The organism is Lentzea sp. NPDC058436 (genome assembly GCF_042721515.1).
In the GTDB taxonomy this organism is placed as follows: domain Bacteria; phylum Actinomycetota; class Actinomycetes; order Mycobacteriales; family Pseudonocardiaceae; genus Lentzea.
In genome coordinates this window covers 580109-594192 of the sequence record NZ_JBHXLF010000003.1, presented here as the reverse complement: position 1 = coordinate 594192, position 14084 = coordinate 580109, and the positions used below count along the sequence as shown (strand labels likewise).

15 protein-coding genes are annotated in these 14084 nt (G+C 70.2%); 5 read left to right on the top strand and 10 right to left on the bottom strand.

The genetic code is table 11. From position 1 onward, the window contains the following. Positions 1 to 35 precede the first annotated feature (35 nt). The 4 genes from ACFWN2_RS16590 to ACFWN2_RS16575 all read right to left on the bottom strand — a co-directional run bounded on the left by ACFWN2_RS16590 (position 36) and on the right by ACFWN2_RS16575 (position 4214). Positions 36 to 1070 (bottom strand): alpha/beta hydrolase, encoded by a 1035-nt coding sequence (locus tag ACFWN2_RS16590; RefSeq protein ID WP_382428341.1) that lies wholly within the window; start codon positions 1068 to 1070, stop codon positions 36 to 38. A gap of 68 nt (positions 1071 to 1138) precedes the next feature. Then, positions 1139 to 2269: an SRPBCC family protein gene (locus tag ACFWN2_RS16585; RefSeq protein WP_382428340.1), complete on the bottom strand. Its 1131-nt coding sequence runs from the start codon at positions 2267 to 2269 to the stop codon at positions 1139 to 1141. Positions 2270 to 2301: 32 nt separating this feature from the next. Beyond that, positions 2302 to 2856, bottom strand: coding sequence for a TetR/AcrR family transcriptional regulator (locus ACFWN2_RS16580; protein WP_382428339.1), 555 nt, complete (start codon positions 2854 to 2856; stop codon positions 2302 to 2304). Further along, a complete protein-coding gene (locus ACFWN2_RS16575) occupies positions 2853 to 4214 on the bottom strand; it encodes a cytochrome P450 (RefSeq protein WP_382428338.1) in 1362 nt (453 codons plus the stop codon). The genes ACFWN2_RS16580 and ACFWN2_RS16575 overlap by 4 nt, the downstream gene beginning before the upstream one ends. A gap of 49 nt (positions 4215 to 4263) precedes the next feature. Between ACFWN2_RS16575 and ACFWN2_RS16570 the strand changes: the two genes are divergently transcribed. Continuing rightward, on the top strand, positions 4264 to 5406 hold the full coding sequence (locus ACFWN2_RS16570) for a HEAT repeat domain-containing protein (RefSeq protein WP_382428337.1): 1143 nt from the start codon (positions 4264 to 4266) through the stop codon (positions 5404 to 5406). On the opposite strand, the gene ACFWN2_RS16565 is transcribed toward ACFWN2_RS16570, so the two are convergent. Further along, on the bottom strand, positions 5396 to 6136 hold the full coding sequence (locus ACFWN2_RS16565) for a DeoR/GlpR family DNA-binding transcription regulator (protein ID WP_382428336.1): 741 nt from the start codon (positions 6134 to 6136) through the stop codon (positions 5396 to 5398). The two genes, ACFWN2_RS16570 and ACFWN2_RS16565, sit on opposite strands and share 11 nt — an antisense overlap. A gap of 49 nt (positions 6137 to 6185) precedes the next feature. Between ACFWN2_RS16565 and ACFWN2_RS16560 the strand changes: the two genes are divergently transcribed. Beyond that, positions 6186 to 6548, top strand: coding sequence for a DUF4406 domain-containing protein (locus ACFWN2_RS16560; RefSeq protein WP_382428335.1), 363 nt, complete (start codon positions 6186 to 6188; stop codon positions 6546 to 6548). On the opposite strand, the gene ACFWN2_RS16555 is transcribed toward ACFWN2_RS16560, so the two are convergent. Continuing rightward, complete coding sequence (locus tag ACFWN2_RS16555) at positions 6545 to 7141, bottom strand: phosphoribosylanthranilate isomerase (RefSeq protein ID WP_382428334.1); 597 nt, start codon at positions 7139 to 7141, stop codon at positions 6545 to 6547. The two genes, ACFWN2_RS16560 and ACFWN2_RS16555, sit on opposite strands and share 4 nt — an antisense overlap. A gap of 111 nt (positions 7142 to 7252) precedes the next feature. Here ACFWN2_RS16555 and ACFWN2_RS16550 point away from each other — a divergent pair, with 111 nt between their 5' ends. Beyond that, positions 7253 to 8983: an L-aspartate oxidase gene (locus tag ACFWN2_RS16550; protein ID WP_382428333.1), complete on the top strand. Its 1731-nt coding sequence runs from the start codon at positions 7253 to 7255 to the stop codon at positions 8981 to 8983. 40 nt (positions 8984 to 9023) lie between these two features. Here the strand turns inward: ACFWN2_RS16550 and ACFWN2_RS16545 are convergent, their stop codons facing one another. After that, positions 9024 to 9458 carry a cupin domain-containing protein gene (locus tag ACFWN2_RS16545; RefSeq protein WP_382428332.1) on the bottom strand — a complete coding sequence of 145 codons (435 nt, stop codon included), beginning with the start codon at positions 9456 to 9458 and terminating at the stop codon, positions 9024 to 9026. Positions 9459 to 9525: 67 nt separating this feature from the next. On the opposite strand from ACFWN2_RS16545, the gene ACFWN2_RS16540 reads away from it, so the two are divergent. Continuing rightward, the gene (locus ACFWN2_RS16540; protein WP_382428331.1) at positions 9526 to 10278 is read left to right on the top strand and encodes a hypothetical protein; all 753 of its coding nucleotides are present in this window, start codon (positions 9526 to 9528) and stop codon (positions 10276 to 10278) included. On the opposite strand, the gene ACFWN2_RS16535 is transcribed toward ACFWN2_RS16540, so the two are convergent. Both ACFWN2_RS16535 and ACFWN2_RS16530 read right to left on the bottom strand, forming a co-directional pair. Continuing rightward, positions 10279 to 11313: a CU044_5270 family protein gene (locus ACFWN2_RS16535; RefSeq protein WP_382428330.1), complete on the bottom strand. Its 1035-nt coding sequence runs from the start codon at positions 11311 to 11313 to the stop codon at positions 10279 to 10281. Next, on the bottom strand, positions 11306 to 11842 hold the full coding sequence (locus ACFWN2_RS16530) for an RNA polymerase sigma factor (protein WP_382428329.1): 537 nt from the start codon (positions 11840 to 11842) through the stop codon (positions 11306 to 11308). Before ACFWN2_RS16530 ends, ACFWN2_RS16535 begins: the two co-directional genes overlap by 8 nt. 150 nt (positions 11843 to 11992) lie before the next feature. Here ACFWN2_RS16530 and ACFWN2_RS16525 point away from each other — a divergent pair, with 150 nt between their 5' ends. Next, positions 11993 to 13207, top strand: coding sequence for a glycosyltransferase 87 family protein (locus ACFWN2_RS16525; RefSeq protein ID WP_382428738.1), 1215 nt, complete (start codon positions 11993 to 11995; stop codon positions 13205 to 13207). On the opposite strand, the gene ACFWN2_RS16520 is transcribed toward ACFWN2_RS16525, so the two are convergent. Continuing rightward, positions 13197 to 14021 carry a class II glutamine amidotransferase gene (locus ACFWN2_RS16520; RefSeq protein WP_382428328.1) on the bottom strand — a complete coding sequence of 275 codons (825 nt, stop codon included), beginning with the start codon at positions 14019 to 14021 and terminating at the stop codon, positions 13197 to 13199. The two genes, ACFWN2_RS16525 and ACFWN2_RS16520, sit on opposite strands and share 11 nt — an antisense overlap. Positions 14022 to 14084: the final 63 nt, after the last annotated feature.

Sequence of the window (14084 nt, the reverse complement as noted above, 5' to 3'; positions counted from 1 at the left end):
AAATGCCCCGTTCGGCTCACTACGAACGTCGCACGTCAGGCGTGCCGCGTGAGCAGTCCGACGAAGTGGTTCATGTCGGCCTGCACGCACGCCTCCTCGGCGTGCTTGCCCGTGCAGCCCGGCGCCCACCCGCTGCCGTCGCCGTAGTCGGAGAAGTGGAAGCCGATGTTGTTAATTTTCAGGTTCGCGGCCGTCACCAGCGCCGTCTCCCTGGCCCGGTTCTCCAGCACGGCCTGGATCGGGTTGACCGTCAGATCGCCGCCGTTGCCCGTGTACAGCGCGATGCCCATGCCGCGCAGCCTCTCCACGTTGTGCGCGGGGCTCTGCGCGTTCCACACGCCGTCGAACGGCCAGAACGGCGACCCGAACACGGCGTCGGCGTTGACGGTCGGCGTGCCGCTCGCCGGGTTGACCAGGGTGGTGGTCACGGCCGCGCGCACCTCGGAGTTCCGCAGGTCGAGGCCACCGGAGAAGCTGCCGACGTGACCGAACAGGTCGGGCCGGTGCTCGGCGTAGTGCAACGCCCCGAACCCGCCCATCGAGTGCCCGACGATCGCCCGGTCCGCCCTGGTGGCCTTCGTGCGCAGGTTGGCGTCCACGAACGGGATCACCTGGTCGAGGTGGAACGTCTCCCAGTTCTGCGGCCCCGCGGAGCCGGGGTTGACCCAGTTCGAGTACCAGCCGCGCCCGCTCCCGTTGGGCTGCACGGTGATCAGGTCCGTGCCGGCCGTAGCCCTCTCGACGACCCGCTGGTTCCAGACGGCGTCCGGGCGGTCGGGGTGGCCGTGCAGGTAGTACTGGACCGGGTGGCGGGACGTGTCGTCGTAGGTCTCGGGCAGGGTGACGACGATGGCGTGCCTGCCGGGTTCCTGGCCTTCGAGCAGCGTCGGCGTGGGGACCTCGTTCGTCGACACGCTGAAGACGAAGGTGCGGTGGGTGTCGTCGACCCACCTCGGCTGGCTCGTGACGGTGAGGCCGAAGCCGTCCGCGAACCTCGGTGGCGGCTCCGCGGCCTGGGCCTGTGGGCTGGACGCGATCACGAGGGTCATCGCGGCAAGTGTGCGAATCATGCTCCGACCTTGACGTCCTGCCAGGTGAGAGGGCCAGGCCAGGAGACCGGCCATTCCTGGCCGGTCCGTCACAGCGCGGCTTCGTAGGCCTTCAGCAGCAGGCCGTGGAAGTGGTGCACGCCGTGCTCGGACAGCCCGGTCCCCGCCGGGTCGTAGACGATCCGCCCCTGGTCGAACGCCGGCGTCCGCATCCCGCGCTGGACGCTCTCCACGATGCCGATGTCCTGCTGCTGCAACACCTCGTCGATGTACCGCACGCCGTCCAGTTCGGCGGCGGTCAGGTCGGTGGTCTCGAAGTAGAAGTCCCACGTCTCGCGCGTGCGTTCCGGGCCGTCCGGGAGGATCTGCAGCACCATGAAGTTGGACCGGCCCGGGTAGCGCAGCAGGCACGTGTTGGGCCAGAGCCACCACACGGCGTGCTGGTTGACCGTCGCGCCCGAGACGTCGTACGCGCTGTTGGCCTGCTTGCCCGCCTCGGCGAAGTGGCTCGACCAGATGCCGTGCGTCTTCACGTCGTAGGTGCCCATGTCGACGAGGTCGACGAACTCCGGATGCGCGATGTGGCAGTGGTAGCACTCCAGGAAGTTGTCGACGACGTTCTTCCAGTTGGAGTCGATCGTGTACGTGAGCCTGCGCGCGTGCCGGAGCGACGCCACGTCCGGTGCCCAGAGGTCGATCTCCGCGGCCAGGTCCGGTGCCTGGACGGAGAGCTTCTCGGACGCGGGGTCGAGGTTGACGTAGACGAAGCCGCCGAACTCCTCGACCCGCACCTGGTCCAGGCAGACGGACGACTTGTCGAACGTCTCCATGCGGTCGGCGCGGCGTGCGGCTTTCAGCTTGCCGTCCAGCGCATACGTCCATGCGTGGTACGGGCAGACGATGTTGCGGGTGACGCCAGAGCCCGTGAGGAGTTCGTGCGCGCGGTGCTTGCAGACGTTGTAGAACGCGCGGAGGGCACCTGCACGGTCACGTACGACCACGATCGGCATGCCGGCGACCGCGGACGCGACGTAGCTGCCCGGTTCGCGCAGTTGCGGGACGTGGCAGACCCATTGCCACGTGCGGGAGAAGACGGCGCGGTCCTCGAAGGCGGACCAGAGCGGTTCGACGTAGGCCTCGGCGCGCAGGGACATCGACCGCGCGGGGTCGGGGTGGTAGCCGGTGGCGATGCGATGAACGTCCTCCGCCGTGACCTTCATACGTCCCAAGGTAGAACGGATTGAACGATCGTTCAAGAGAGCGCGATGTCCTCGCACAGCCTGACGGCCCGGCGCAGCGAGGCGCGGTCGAGACCGAGCAACGCGGTGAGCCACATGCCGTTCTGGATCACGTCGACGTCCGCCGCACGCTTCGCGCACTCGTAGCGGGACAGCTCCGGCCGTGCCGCGCGGATCAGCCGGGCCAGGCCCGCGCGGTACCGGCCCTGCGCCTCGGTGTTGATGCGCTCGAACTCCTCGCCCGCCTGCGCGAACGACCAGAGCTGCAACCGCAGCGACAGGTACTCGGTCGTCAGGAACTCCGGATCGGCCACGCGCCGCAACGCCGCGCGCAGCCGTTCCTCGGGTGACAGGGTGGGATCCGGTTCCACCAGGGCGATGTCCTGGTCCTCGATGCGGCGCAGGGCCGCGCAGATCAGGCTGGTCTTGTCGTCGAAGTGGTAGTTGACGAGGCCGAGCGCGACGCCGGCTTCCCTGGCGACGGCGCGCATGCTGACGCCGCCGATGCCGTGTTCGGACAACAGGGTGAGGACGGCGTCGAGGATGCGTCCGGCCGAGTCTGTGCTCACCCGCCGAGCTTAGTGAGGGCCGCGGGCAGGCGTTCGAAGCCGCGCAGGATGCGAGTCGGGCGGCGGCGCGCGCCCGGCAGCGTCACGAGGTCCGGGAAGCGGTCGAAGATCGTGCGCAGGCCGATCTCGCCCTCCATCCGCGCGAGCTGGGCGCCGAGGCAGTAGTGGCGGCCCGCGCCGAACGAGACGTGGTCGCGGGAGTTCGGGCGGGTCACGTCGAACGCCGACGGGTTCTCGAAGACGGACGGGTCGCGGTTCGCTCCGGCGAGCACGGTCGTGACGAGCTGGCCTCGCCGCACCGGCACCCCTGCGACCGTGGTGTCGCGGGCGCACATGCGGCCCGTCAGCAGGACCGGCGGGTCGTGGCGGAGCACCTCGTCGACGGCGTTGCTCCACAGCGAAGGGTCCGAACGGAGCACGTCGAGTTGGGCGGGATGCCTGGTGAGCAAAGAGATCCCGTTGCCCAGCAGGTTGACGGTGGTCTCGAAACCGGCGGCCAGCACGAGGCCCGCGGTGGCCTTCAGCTCGCGGTCGGTGAGGCCTTCGCCGTCCTCGCGGGCGGTGATCAGGCGACTCAGGAGGTTGTCGCCCGGGTTGGCGCGCAGGGCGTTGAGATGGCGGGTGAGCCAGTCGTCGAACGAGTTCAGGCCCGTCTCGACGTCGCGGAACACGCGCCAGGACAGGCCGAGGTCCAGCGACGGAGCCGCGGCCGCGCCGAGGGCCAGGACGGTCGAGCGCTCCTGCGGTGGCACACCGAGGATCTCGCTGATCACGGTGACCGGCAGCAGGCCGCAGTAGGACTCGATCAGGTCCACGGGGCCGGCGGGGTCGAGGCCGTCGAGCAGTTCGTCGGCGATCTCCTGCGTGCGGACGCGCAGCTGTTCGACGGCGCGGGCGGTGAAGACGCGGGTGACGAGCTTGCGGTAGCGGGTGTGCGCGGGTGGTTCCACGGCCAGCAGCGACGGCGGCTGGACCGGGTGCACGACCTCGGTGGACGACCACGCGGCGAGCTTGCCGAGGAGGCCGGCGCCGAAGCGCGGGCGGGCCGTCACGAACGCGTCGTCGGCCAGGAGCGCCTTGACGACCTCGTGTCGCGTCGTGGTGTGGCCGATGCGCGTGGCGGCCAGCGGTCCCCGTGCGCGGATCTCGTCGAACAGGCCCGTCAGGTCGGCGCCGGTGGAGGCCTCGACGGTGATGCGGCCCTGGAGGTCGCCGCGGCGGGCGGCCAGGCGCAGCACGGCACGCGGCAGGGCGTGGCCGATGCTCCAGCGCACCGCCGGTTTGACGTGCTGCTCAGCCAGGCTCGTCACGGTTCGCAGCGTGCCCAGTGGGCCGCCGGGAGTCAAGGCCTCGTCCATCCGGGCGATGTGAGAGTCCACTTGGGACGACGCGATAGGGTGCCGCGCCATGGAGATCCGGGCGCTGCTCGACCGCATGGACCACGACGGCTGGAAGACCGAGGTCGAGGACTTCGCGCGCGAGCAGGGGATCACGACGTTCGGCCGGTTGGTGGAACTGCTCACCAGCAGCGAGGACAGCGCCGTCCTGCGGCAGGGGTACCGGGTGTTCTCCCTGGTGAGCGCGGACGACGAGGTCTACCTCGGCCTGCTGGGCCACCCGCACCACGGCATCCGCCGGGCGGCCGCGAGCATGTTCCGCGGCGAGACGGCGCTGCGCTACTCCCGCGAGCTGCTGCCTCTTCTCGCCGACGAAGACCATTACGCGCAAAGGGAAGCGCTTTGGGCGTTCGGGACCATGGGCCCCGAAGTGCTGCCACTGCTGCAGGAAACCCGCCGCACGGCCAAAGGCGCGCTGCGCAGGGGTGCCCTGATCGGCATCGTCGAGGTGGGCGGACCCGACGCCTTCGTGCCGGAGGACCGAGCGGTGGTCGACCGGTTCATCCGGTACAAGCTCGAAGACGACATGTACAGCATCGACGAGATGCACCTGTGCGGCGGCTGGTACGCGATCAAGACCGACGACCAGGCGGCCGTGCTCGGCGTCTGCGGGCTGCACGACCCGGTTCCGGTGACCAAGGTCCTGGGCGCCGACGCGTGGAACAACGACCACCACGCGTGGTCGAAGGACGACGAGCACGTCCGGTGCGCCAGGGTGTACGTGACGGGCGCGTGGGACGGCTGGACGCTCGTGTTCGGCGAGCCGTTCGAGCACGGAACCCGTTCGGTGCAGGAGATCTGCGCGGTGCTCAGCGCGGTCTTCGGCGAGACGCACTACTACGGCGAGAGCTGTGGTGACGGCTGGACGGCGTGGTGCGTCGCGAAGGACGGCGAGATCGTCCGCTACTACGACGCGTTCAAGGAGGACGAGCAGATCGGCGAGCTCGACGTCGAGGACGGGTGGTGCCTGCCGCACGACCTCAGCGACGAGAACGACGACCTGGACGACATCTACGCCACCGACGTGGCCGAGGAGCTGTCGGTCAACCCGCGCTACTTCGAGGGCGACACCGAGGGCCACGGCGTGCTCGCGCTGACCCAGTGCGGCCGGACCTACGGCTCTCCCAAAGGTTTCCTGCGGGTCAGCAGCTGATCACCGGCACCTCAAGCGCGCGCACGGTCTCGTTGTCGGCGTCCGTGATCACCCCCGCCACCTCGCCGAACGGCAGCACGGTGAACCGCGACGCCGTGCCGATCTTCTCCGAACTGGCCAGCACGTAGGTGTCCGCGGCCTGGTGGGCGAGCGCGCGCTTCATGGCGGCCTCGTCCGCGTCGCCCGTCGTGAGGCCCGCATCGGGGTGCACGCCCGTGACGCCGAGGAAGAAGAGGTCGGCGTGCACACCTCGTGCGGCCTCCACGGCAGCGGCACCGCATGCGACCATCGAGTGCTTGAAGAGCCGCCCTCCGATCACGTAGACCTCCACGTCCCGATGCTCCTCCAACGCGCTCGCGATCGTCGGACTGTGCGTGACGACCGTGGCGTGCAGATCGAGCGGTAGGGCGCGCACGACGGCGAGGGTGGTCGTGCCGCCGTCGAGGATCACGGTGCTGCCCGGTTCGACCAACGCGGCCGCCGCCCGTGCGACCCGTTGCTTGCCATCGACCTGCACGCCCTGACGCGTTGCATAGTCCGCGATAGCAGGAGATACGGGCAGTGCGCCGCCGTACACGCGTTGGCAGAGGCCCGCCGCCGCCATGTCACGCAGGTCGCGGCGGATCGTGTCCTCCGAGAGGCCGACCTCGGCGGCGAGGTCCTTGGCGACGATCCGGCCGTCGGTGCGCAGTCGTTCGAGCAGCAGGTCACGGCGTTGGGCAGCCAGCATGCACGTTTCTCCTTGTTTTTGCCGATTCTTGCACATTATGGTCGGGGGCATGCTGATTCTGATCGCAGGTCCCTACCGCTCGGGCACCGGGGACGACCCCGAACTGATGGCGCGCAACCTCGAACGGCTGGAGGAGGCCGCGTGGCCGCTCTTCCGCAGCGGGCACGTGCCGATGATCGGCGAGTGGGTGGCACTGCCGGTGCTGCGCGGCGCGGGAGGGAGCTCGCCGGCCGACCCGATCGCGTCGGAGATCCTCTACCCGACCGCGGAACGCCTGCTCCGGCACTGCGAGGCCGTGCTGCGCCTGCCGGGGGAGTCGACCGGCGCGGACGAGGACGTGCGGATCGCGCGGGAACGCGGCCTGCCGGTGTACCACCGGGTGGAGGACGTCCCTGGCTACCGCGCCGCCTAGCCGCGAGCGGCGGCGACGAACGCGCGCATGCGGCCGTGGTCCTTCACGCCGCGGCTCGACTCGATCCCGCTGGACACGTCCACGCCCCAAGGCTTCGCGACGCCGATGGCGCCCGCCACGGTCTCCGGCGACAGCCCGCCCGCCAGCACCCACCTGCCTGTGGGCGGGTTCTCGGCGAGCCGCGTGATGTCCCACTGCTCGCCCGACCCGGCGACCGGGGAGTCGATCAGCAACAGCTCCTCGCCGAACGCCCCGGTGCGCACGTCGGTCTCCTGCCCGAGCGCCGTGGCCCTGACCAGACCGAACGGCAGGTCCGCCAGCTCGTCGAAGGCTTCGCGCGGATAGTCGCCGTGCAGCTGCAACGCGCGCACGCCCGTCTTCAACGCCAGTTCGCCGGCCTCGGCGGCCGTGATGCCGCGCACGACGGCGACGGTGAGGACGTTCGCGGGCACCTCCGCCACGAGCCTGCTCGCCAGGTCGATGTCGATCTGGCGGGGGCTCGCGGTCAGCACGAAACCCACCGCGTCGGCGCCGGTCTCCACGGCGACGGCGACATCGGACTCGGTGCGCAGGCCACACAGCTTCACGAACACATGACCGATCCTAGTGATGTGGCGACGGACGCACTGTCACGCGGCTAACAGTCACACCTCCTGACGTTGCGCGGTCCTACTTAATGGAAGACACGGGCAACGGAGGCCGCGATGAACCACTCTGAACATCAAGTAGCCACTTCGGTCCTGGTGATCGGCACCGGCGGCGCGGGTCTGCGCGCCGCGATCGAACTCGCCGAGCGCGGCGTCGACGTGACGGTCGTCGGCAAGCGCCCCAAGGCCGACGCGCACACCGCGCTCGCCGCCGGCGGCATCAACGCGGCGCTGGCGACGATGGACCCCGCCGACACGTGGCAGCAGCACGCGGCGGACACCATCAAGGAGAGCTACCACCTCGCCAACCCCGAGATCGTGCAGGTTGTGGCCGAGCAGGCCGCGCGCGGCATCGAGGACCTCGAACGCTGGGGCATGCCGTTCGCGCGGGAGGCCGACGGGCGCATCTCGCAGCGGTTCTTCGGCGCGCACACGTTCCGCCGCACGTCGTTCGCCGGCGACTACACCGGGCTGGAGATCCAGCGCACGCTCGTGAACCGGGCCGCGCAGCTCGACGTCCCGATCCTCGACTCCTGTTACATCACGCGGATCCTGGTGCGGGACAACGTGGTCTTCGGCGCGTACGGGTTCGACCTGAACACCGGCACGCGGTACGTGTTCCACGCCGACGCCGTGATCCTCGCCGCGGGCGGGCACACCCGGATCTGGCGCCGCACGTCGAGCCGCCGCGACGAGAACACCGGCGACTCGTTCCGCCTGGCCGTGCTCGCGGGCGGCCGGATCCGCGACCCCGAGCTCGTGCAGTTCCACCCGTCCGGCCTGATCGAACCGGAGAACGCCGCCGGCACGCTCGTCTCGGAGGCCGCGCGCGGTGAGGGCGGCATCCTGACGAACGCCTCGGGTGAGCGGTTCATGGACCGCTACGACCCGCAGCGCAGGGAACTGTCCACTCGCGACAGGGTGGCGCTGGCCGCGTACACCGAGATCAAGGAAGGCCGCGGCACGCCGAACGGCGGCGTGTGGCTCGACGTGTCGCACCTGCCGCGCGAGCAGATCATGCAGCGCCTGCCCAGGGTGTACCAGACGCTGCTCGAACTGCAGATGAAGGACATCACGCAGGAGCCCGTGGAGATCGCTCCCACCGCGCACTACTCCATGGGCGGCGTGTGGGTGTCGCCCGCCGACCACTCGACGGGCGTGGACGGCCTCTACGCGATCGGGGAGGCCTCCAGCGGCCTGCACGGCGCGAACCGGCTCGGCGGCAACTCTCTCATCGAGCTGCTGGTGTACGGGCGGATCGTCGGTGAGGCGGCGGCGGAGTACTCGGCTTCACTGGACGCGCAACGACGTTCGCGCGAGGCGCTCGACGAGGCGAGGTCCGAAGTGGACGGACTGCTGGCCGCGGACGGACCGGAGAACGTCCGCGCCCTGCAACGCGCGCTGCGCAACACGATGACCGAGCACGCGGGCGTCGTCCGCGACGAAGCCGGGCTGCGCAAGGGACTCGCGGAGCTGGACCAGCTGGAGGAGCGCATCCGCAACGTCGGCGTGCACCCCGACCTGGCCGGGTTCCAGGACCTCGCGCACGCGTTCGACCTGCTGTCCTCGGCGCTCTCCGCCCGCGCCACCCTGGAGTGCGCCCTCGAACGCCGTGAGACCCGCGGCTGCCACAACCGGTCGGACTACCCGGAACTGGACCCCGCGCAGCAGGTGAACCTCGTCTGGGCGGGGCCGGGACAGGTTGACAGGGAAGAGATCCCTCCGGTGCCCGCCGAGATCACGGCCCTGATGAGGGACGTCGACACGGCCGGCAAGCTGGTCGAGTGAGAAGAGCGAGGGGCGGGAGCGATCCCGCCCCTCGCGCTCGTCACGGCCGCGGTGCCCTGAGGTGCCTGCGCGCCTCCAGCTCGTCCGGTTCCACGATCGTCAGCATCGGCTGTCCGGGCGCGCAGAACATCGTGACGACGAACGCGGACTCCTCGTCCGCCAGGTGGTTGCCGTCCTGGTAGTGGATGACGTCGCCACCCGGCTCCCAGAACGTCTCACCCGCGCGCACGACCCGTTCCGGCTCGCCTTCGAGCTCGAAGACGATGGCGCCCTTCACGACGTAGCCGTACGCGGGCCCGGAGTGCCGGTGGGGCGGCGCTCCCGGGCTCGACGGCGGCAGCGTCACGAGGATCGTCATGGCCTCGGCGCCGTCCGGGATCTGCGGCGCTCCCGGCACGGTGCCGATGACGTCGATCTTCGGCGGTGGACCGCTCTTGTCCGGGTTGTCCAGCTGGTGCGTGTGTTCGTGGCTCATACCGAAAAGACCATGCGGCCCGCCGATTTGTGACAGCGTCCAGGTTTCCCCGCCGAGAGGAAGACCGTTGCCAGAGGAGATCGCCGGCTGGGAGCTGTCCCGCCACGGCGACCAGGAGCACTACCGCAAGCGCTTGGCCAACGGTGTCACGGTCCACGCGAGATGGGACGGCACCGGCACGGTCGAGGCGTACGTCGAGCCCGCCGGCATCGGACGCACGCTCACCAGCAGCCGCAAGGAGTTCCACGACAAGGAGGCGTTCTTCACCGCCGCGCGGCTCGTCGTCGACATGTCCGCGAACCTGCCGTCGTTCCGGATGGGCGCCGAGACGCACGCGGACCACGTGCTGACCGGTGAGGTGGCGGGGTCCGTGGACGCGATGCCCGGTTCAGGCGGGGTGCCGGAGGCCGAGCTGAAATTCACGCTCACGGACGGCCGGTCGGTGACGTTGATCCTCACCGAGGACCAGTCGAACGACCTCACGTCGAGCATCCACTCGCTCAGCAAGCACGTCTGGTCCGAGCAGCACGAGGAACAGCCGCAGCGCGAGGCCGAGGTGCCGGACGTCAGCGAGGTGGAGGCGGGACCGGACACCGGCCACGAGCTGATGGTGGTGCTGGAGCAGCGCTTCGGTGTCACACAGGACTTCCTGCTGGCGCACGTCGACTGGTCCGCCGTGGTCGTCGTCGGCGAACCGGCGGTCAGCACGCTGCTCGACCGCGTGGACGAACTGACCGAGGCCATCGCGCCGAGGTGGTTCCCCGGCGCGGTCGAACGGCCCGGTGAGGTCTGGGTGGTCCTGCACCGGGCCTTCGCCTAGCTAGGAGGTCTGGCCCATGCCGGACACGACCTTCGCGGTGAGCGAGGAGGTGCCGATGACCGTGCCCGCCTTGATCCCGTGCGCGGCCTCGGCCTGCACCGACCGGGACCCCAGGTACTCGCCGGTGTCCGGCCTGATCACGATCTGCTCGGTGATGCCGTGCTCGGTCAGGCCGAGCGCGGTGCCCGTGCGGTCGTCCAGCACCGCGGCACGGTCGACGACCTCCAGACCGGGCAGGTGCGTCAAGGCCTGGAAGACCGCCGCCCGCACGTCAGCCGGGTACATGCCGGTGTCGAGGCCGCTGGTGACCATCAGCAGCAGGTTCCTGGTGCCGGCCTCCTTGCGCAGCACGTCGTAGAGATCGCGTGGATCGCGGGGGAGCGAGGCGATGTAGTCGGTGGTCGGGTCCGTGAAGCTCACCGGGATCTTGTCGCCGAGCCAGCGGCCGCCCTCGACCCTCCACTCGCCCTCGCCGCGGTCCTCCAAATCGTCGGGGAGGTCCTTCGCCGAGCCGATCAGCCACTGCTTCTCGCCGACGTTGCGCTGCCGGTGCAGCCATGTGCCGCGCCGGTCCGCCGGGATCCAGGTCTCCGAGGTCTCGTCCGCCAGGAACATCCACGCGTAGTGGTAGTCCTTGGTCGACCAGCGCCCGTCCTGCCGCACGTAGAGGTACTGGCCGGGCTGCAGGAAGGCGTCACCGACGACGCCGGCAGCCTGGTTGAGCAGCTCGGCCGCGGCGGCGCTGCCCGCACCCCTGTCCCGTGCCACCAGCGACGGCGCGACGAGGGCGACGCCCGCGAGGACGACCATCGCGGCGGCCGCGGCCGCCAGCGGAACGCGGCGCCGCCGTCGACCTGCGGCACCTTGGTTCCGCCGGCGTCGTGCCAGCGGAACCACCGCGCCGGACTCCTCGGCGTCGATGCGGGCCAGGAGCGCCGCGCGGCCCCGTTCGAACGCCTCGTCGCTCATCGGGGCGACGTCCGACATCGCCCACCTGACCGTCTCGTCCTCGACCTGGCGCGTCTCGTCACGCATCGCCGTCACCCTCCTGCCCGTTGATCCTCGCCCGCAACCTGGCCCGTGCCCGGAACAACCGGGTCCGCACCGTCGCCACCGGCGTCTCGGTCACCTCGGCGACCTCGGCCGCGCTCAGACCGGCCCACGCCACCATCAGCAGCACGTCACGTTCCTCAGGACGCAGGTCCGCCAGCGCCTCGCTCAGGTCGCTCACCAGCGACTTCGCGTCCACCACCGACGCCGTGCGGTCGTCGACGCCGTCAGCCACCGCACGCCTCCCGTGATCACGTGCCCACGCCCGCAGGCGCCGGCCCTCGGAGCGCACGTGCTGGCGCAGCAGGTTCGTCCCGATCCCGAACAGCCACGCCTTCACGCTCGCGCGGGCCGGGTCGAAGGTGTCGCGGCGTTCCCAGGCGATGAGGAACGCCTCGGACACCAGGTCGTCCGCGATCGCGGCGTCCACGCGGAGCGCCAGGTAGCGGTGCAGATCACGGGCGTGCCGGTCGTACAGGTCGACCCAGGCGTTCCTGTCCAGAGACTTCGTCACCCCCGGCCCTCCTGTTCGCGCCGGTGGCGCTGTCTCGGTGCTCACGCAACTTATTGGCCGATGGGTGCTCCCGCATTCCCATGAGGACGGTCACAGCGCCGCGGGCGAAACGGCGGCGTGCGAATCGGCCAACTATCCGACGTGAACGAGATGCTGCTGATCGACCGGCTCGCCGGTGAGGTCCCGCCGATGTCCGCCGACGCGTTCGACGCGGGCCGGAGACGACTGCTGACCCGGCTGCGCTGGGTGGCCGCGCGCAGGGACGCCGGCGTGCTGTGGTTCGTGGTGCTGGCCGTGCTGCCCCTCGCCCTTGCCGCGATGGGCGCCTACTACCTCGACCTGCAGGTCTACCGCACGGGCGGAACGGCCTGGCTGCAGGGCCACGCGCTCTACGTGGGCTTCCCCGGCGCGCTGGACGGCCCCGAGCTGCCGTTCACCTACCCGCCGATCGCGGCCGTGCTGTTCAGCGGGCTCACGTTCGTGCCCGCCTGGGCGGCGAACGCACTCGTGGTGGTCCTGAACTTCCTGTGCCTCTCGGTGGTCAGCGTCCTGGTCACCGCGCGGCTCACCCGTCGTCCGGAGGTCGTGTGGACCGTCGGGCCCGCCGTCGCCCTGGGGGCTGTGGCGCTGGAACCGGTGATCTCGACGTTCCTCTTCGGACAGATCAACCTGGTGCTGATGGCGCTCGTGGTGGTGGACTGCCTGACCGTGCGCGACCCGCGGTTGCGGGGCGTGCTGGTCGGCGTGGCCGCCGCGATCAAGCTGACTCCGTTGATCTTCCTCCTGTACTTCCTGGTGCGCAGGGAATGGCGTGCGGCGGCGATGTCGGTGCTGGCCTTCGCGGGCATGGCGGTGCCGGGATTCCTGTTCGCCGCCAAGGACTCCGCCGAGTTCTGGTTCCACGCGATCTTCGACACGAGCCGCGCGGGCGGCCTCGCGTACGCGACGAACCAGTCGCTGCGCGGTGTGCTGCACCGGATCAACCCCGGCGAGCAGGCGGAGTCGTTGCTGTGGCTGGGGTTGTCGCTGGTGGTCGTGACGCTCGCGGTCGTGGCGGCGTCCAAGGCGCGCACCGACGTGGTGGCGCTGACCGCGATCGCGACGGCGGGCCTGCTCGTGTCGCCCGTCTCGTGGTCGCACCACTGGGTGTGGTGCGTTCCGGCGTTCCTGGCGCTGGGGTTCGCGTTCCGGTTCTGGGCGCTCGGGGCGGTGCTGGTCTTCCTGGTCCACCCCTTCTCGTGGCTGCCGAGCACCGGCGACAGGGAGATGCTGTGGACCGGATGGCAGCACGTCTACGGCGACGCCTACACGTGGATCGCGATCGGCGCCTTGCTGGTGCTGGCCCTGCGGAGGGTCAGGGCTTGAAGGGGAGCAGTTCCTCCTCGACGCCGGTCCGCACCACCACGCACGTCGACTCCGGCACCTCCTGCCAGGCCCCGACCAGGTCGGCCAGCGGCTCGGACACGATGAGCCGCGAGTCGTCGTTGAGGTGGTGCAGCGCCGGGTTGTCGGGGTACTGGCGGCGCAGCGTCGACACGTCGGTGCTGTGGAACAACGACCGCGACTTGCCGCGGCTCGAGTACCGGAACGCCCAGGTCGTGGAGCCGTCCGTGACGGCGACCGTCATCTGGACCGGGTACTCGACCCCCGCGCGCCGCCCGACGTCCTCGACGAACTCGACCATGCGCGCCACCCCGGCCGGCGGGTCCTGCTCCAGGCCGAAGCTGACGGCCAGGTAGAACATGATCTCCGAGTCCGTCGACCCCTCGATCAGCGGGAACAGCACGGGGTCGATCGCCAGCATCAGCTCGCGCCGCACCAGCGGGAACTTCGCGATCAGCCCGTTGTGCATCCACAACCAGCTGCCGTGCCGGAACGGGTGGCAGTTCGACCGCTGCACCGCGCCGCCCGTGGACGCCCGCACGTGCGCGAACACCCGGTCGGCCGTGATCTGCGCGGACAGTTCCCGCAGGTTGCGGTCGTTCCACGCCGGCTCGGTGCTCAGGAAGAGCCCCGGAGTGCTCGTGCTGCCGTACCAGCCGATGCCGAACCCGTCACCGTTCACCGCCGTCGCACCCAGCCGGGCGTGCTTCGACTGCATGACGAGCGAGTTCTCCGGCGCGTAGAGCAACTCCTCCAGCAACACCGGCGAACCGGAATACGCGAGCCACCGGCACATGACGGACCTCCTAATACCCAGCGCTACATGGGAACACGTAGCAGACCGGAATGGGAGGTTTGC

Bases quoted from the DNA above. Each gene is read 5' to 3' on its own strand.
- ACFWN2_RS16550 (WP_382428333.1), top strand. From the start codon at position 7,253: ATGAACCACTCTGAACATCAAGTAGCCACTTCGGTCCTGGTGATCGGC.
- ACFWN2_RS16545 (WP_382428332.1), bottom strand. From the start codon at position 9,458: ATGAGCCACGAACACACGCACCAGCTGGACAACCCGGACAAGAGCGGT.
- ACFWN2_RS16585 (WP_382428340.1), bottom strand. From the start codon at position 2,269: ATGAAGGTCACGGCGGAGGACGTTCATCGCATCGCCACCGGCTACCAC.
- ACFWN2_RS16565 (WP_382428336.1), bottom strand. From the start codon at position 6,136: ATGCTGGCTGCCCAACGCCGTGACCTGCTGCTCGAACGACTGCGCACC.
- ACFWN2_RS16535 (WP_382428330.1), bottom strand. From the start codon at position 11,313: ATGCGTGACGAGACGCGCCAGGTCGAGGACGAGACGGTCAGGTGGGCG.
- ACFWN2_RS16570 (WP_382428337.1), top strand. From the start codon at position 4,264: ATGGAGATCCGGGCGCTGCTCGACCGCATGGACCACGACGGCTGGAAG.
- ACFWN2_RS16560 (WP_382428335.1), top strand. From the start codon at position 6,186: ATGCTGATTCTGATCGCAGGTCCCTACCGCTCGGGCACCGGGGACGAC.
- ACFWN2_RS16590 (WP_382428341.1), bottom strand. From the start codon at position 1,070: ATGATTCGCACACTTGCCGCGATGACCCTCGTGATCGCGTCCAGCCCA.
- ACFWN2_RS16525 (WP_382428738.1), top strand. From the start codon at position 11,993: ATGCTGCTGATCGACCGGCTCGCCGGTGAGGTCCCGCCGATGTCCGCC.
- ACFWN2_RS16520 (WP_382428328.1), bottom strand. From the start codon at position 14,021: ATGTGCCGGTGGCTCGCGTATTCCGGTTCGCCGGTGTTGCTGGAGGAG.
- ACFWN2_RS16575 (WP_382428338.1), bottom strand. From the start codon at position 4,214: ATGGACGAGGCCTTGACTCCCGGCGGCCCACTGGGCACGCTGCGAACC.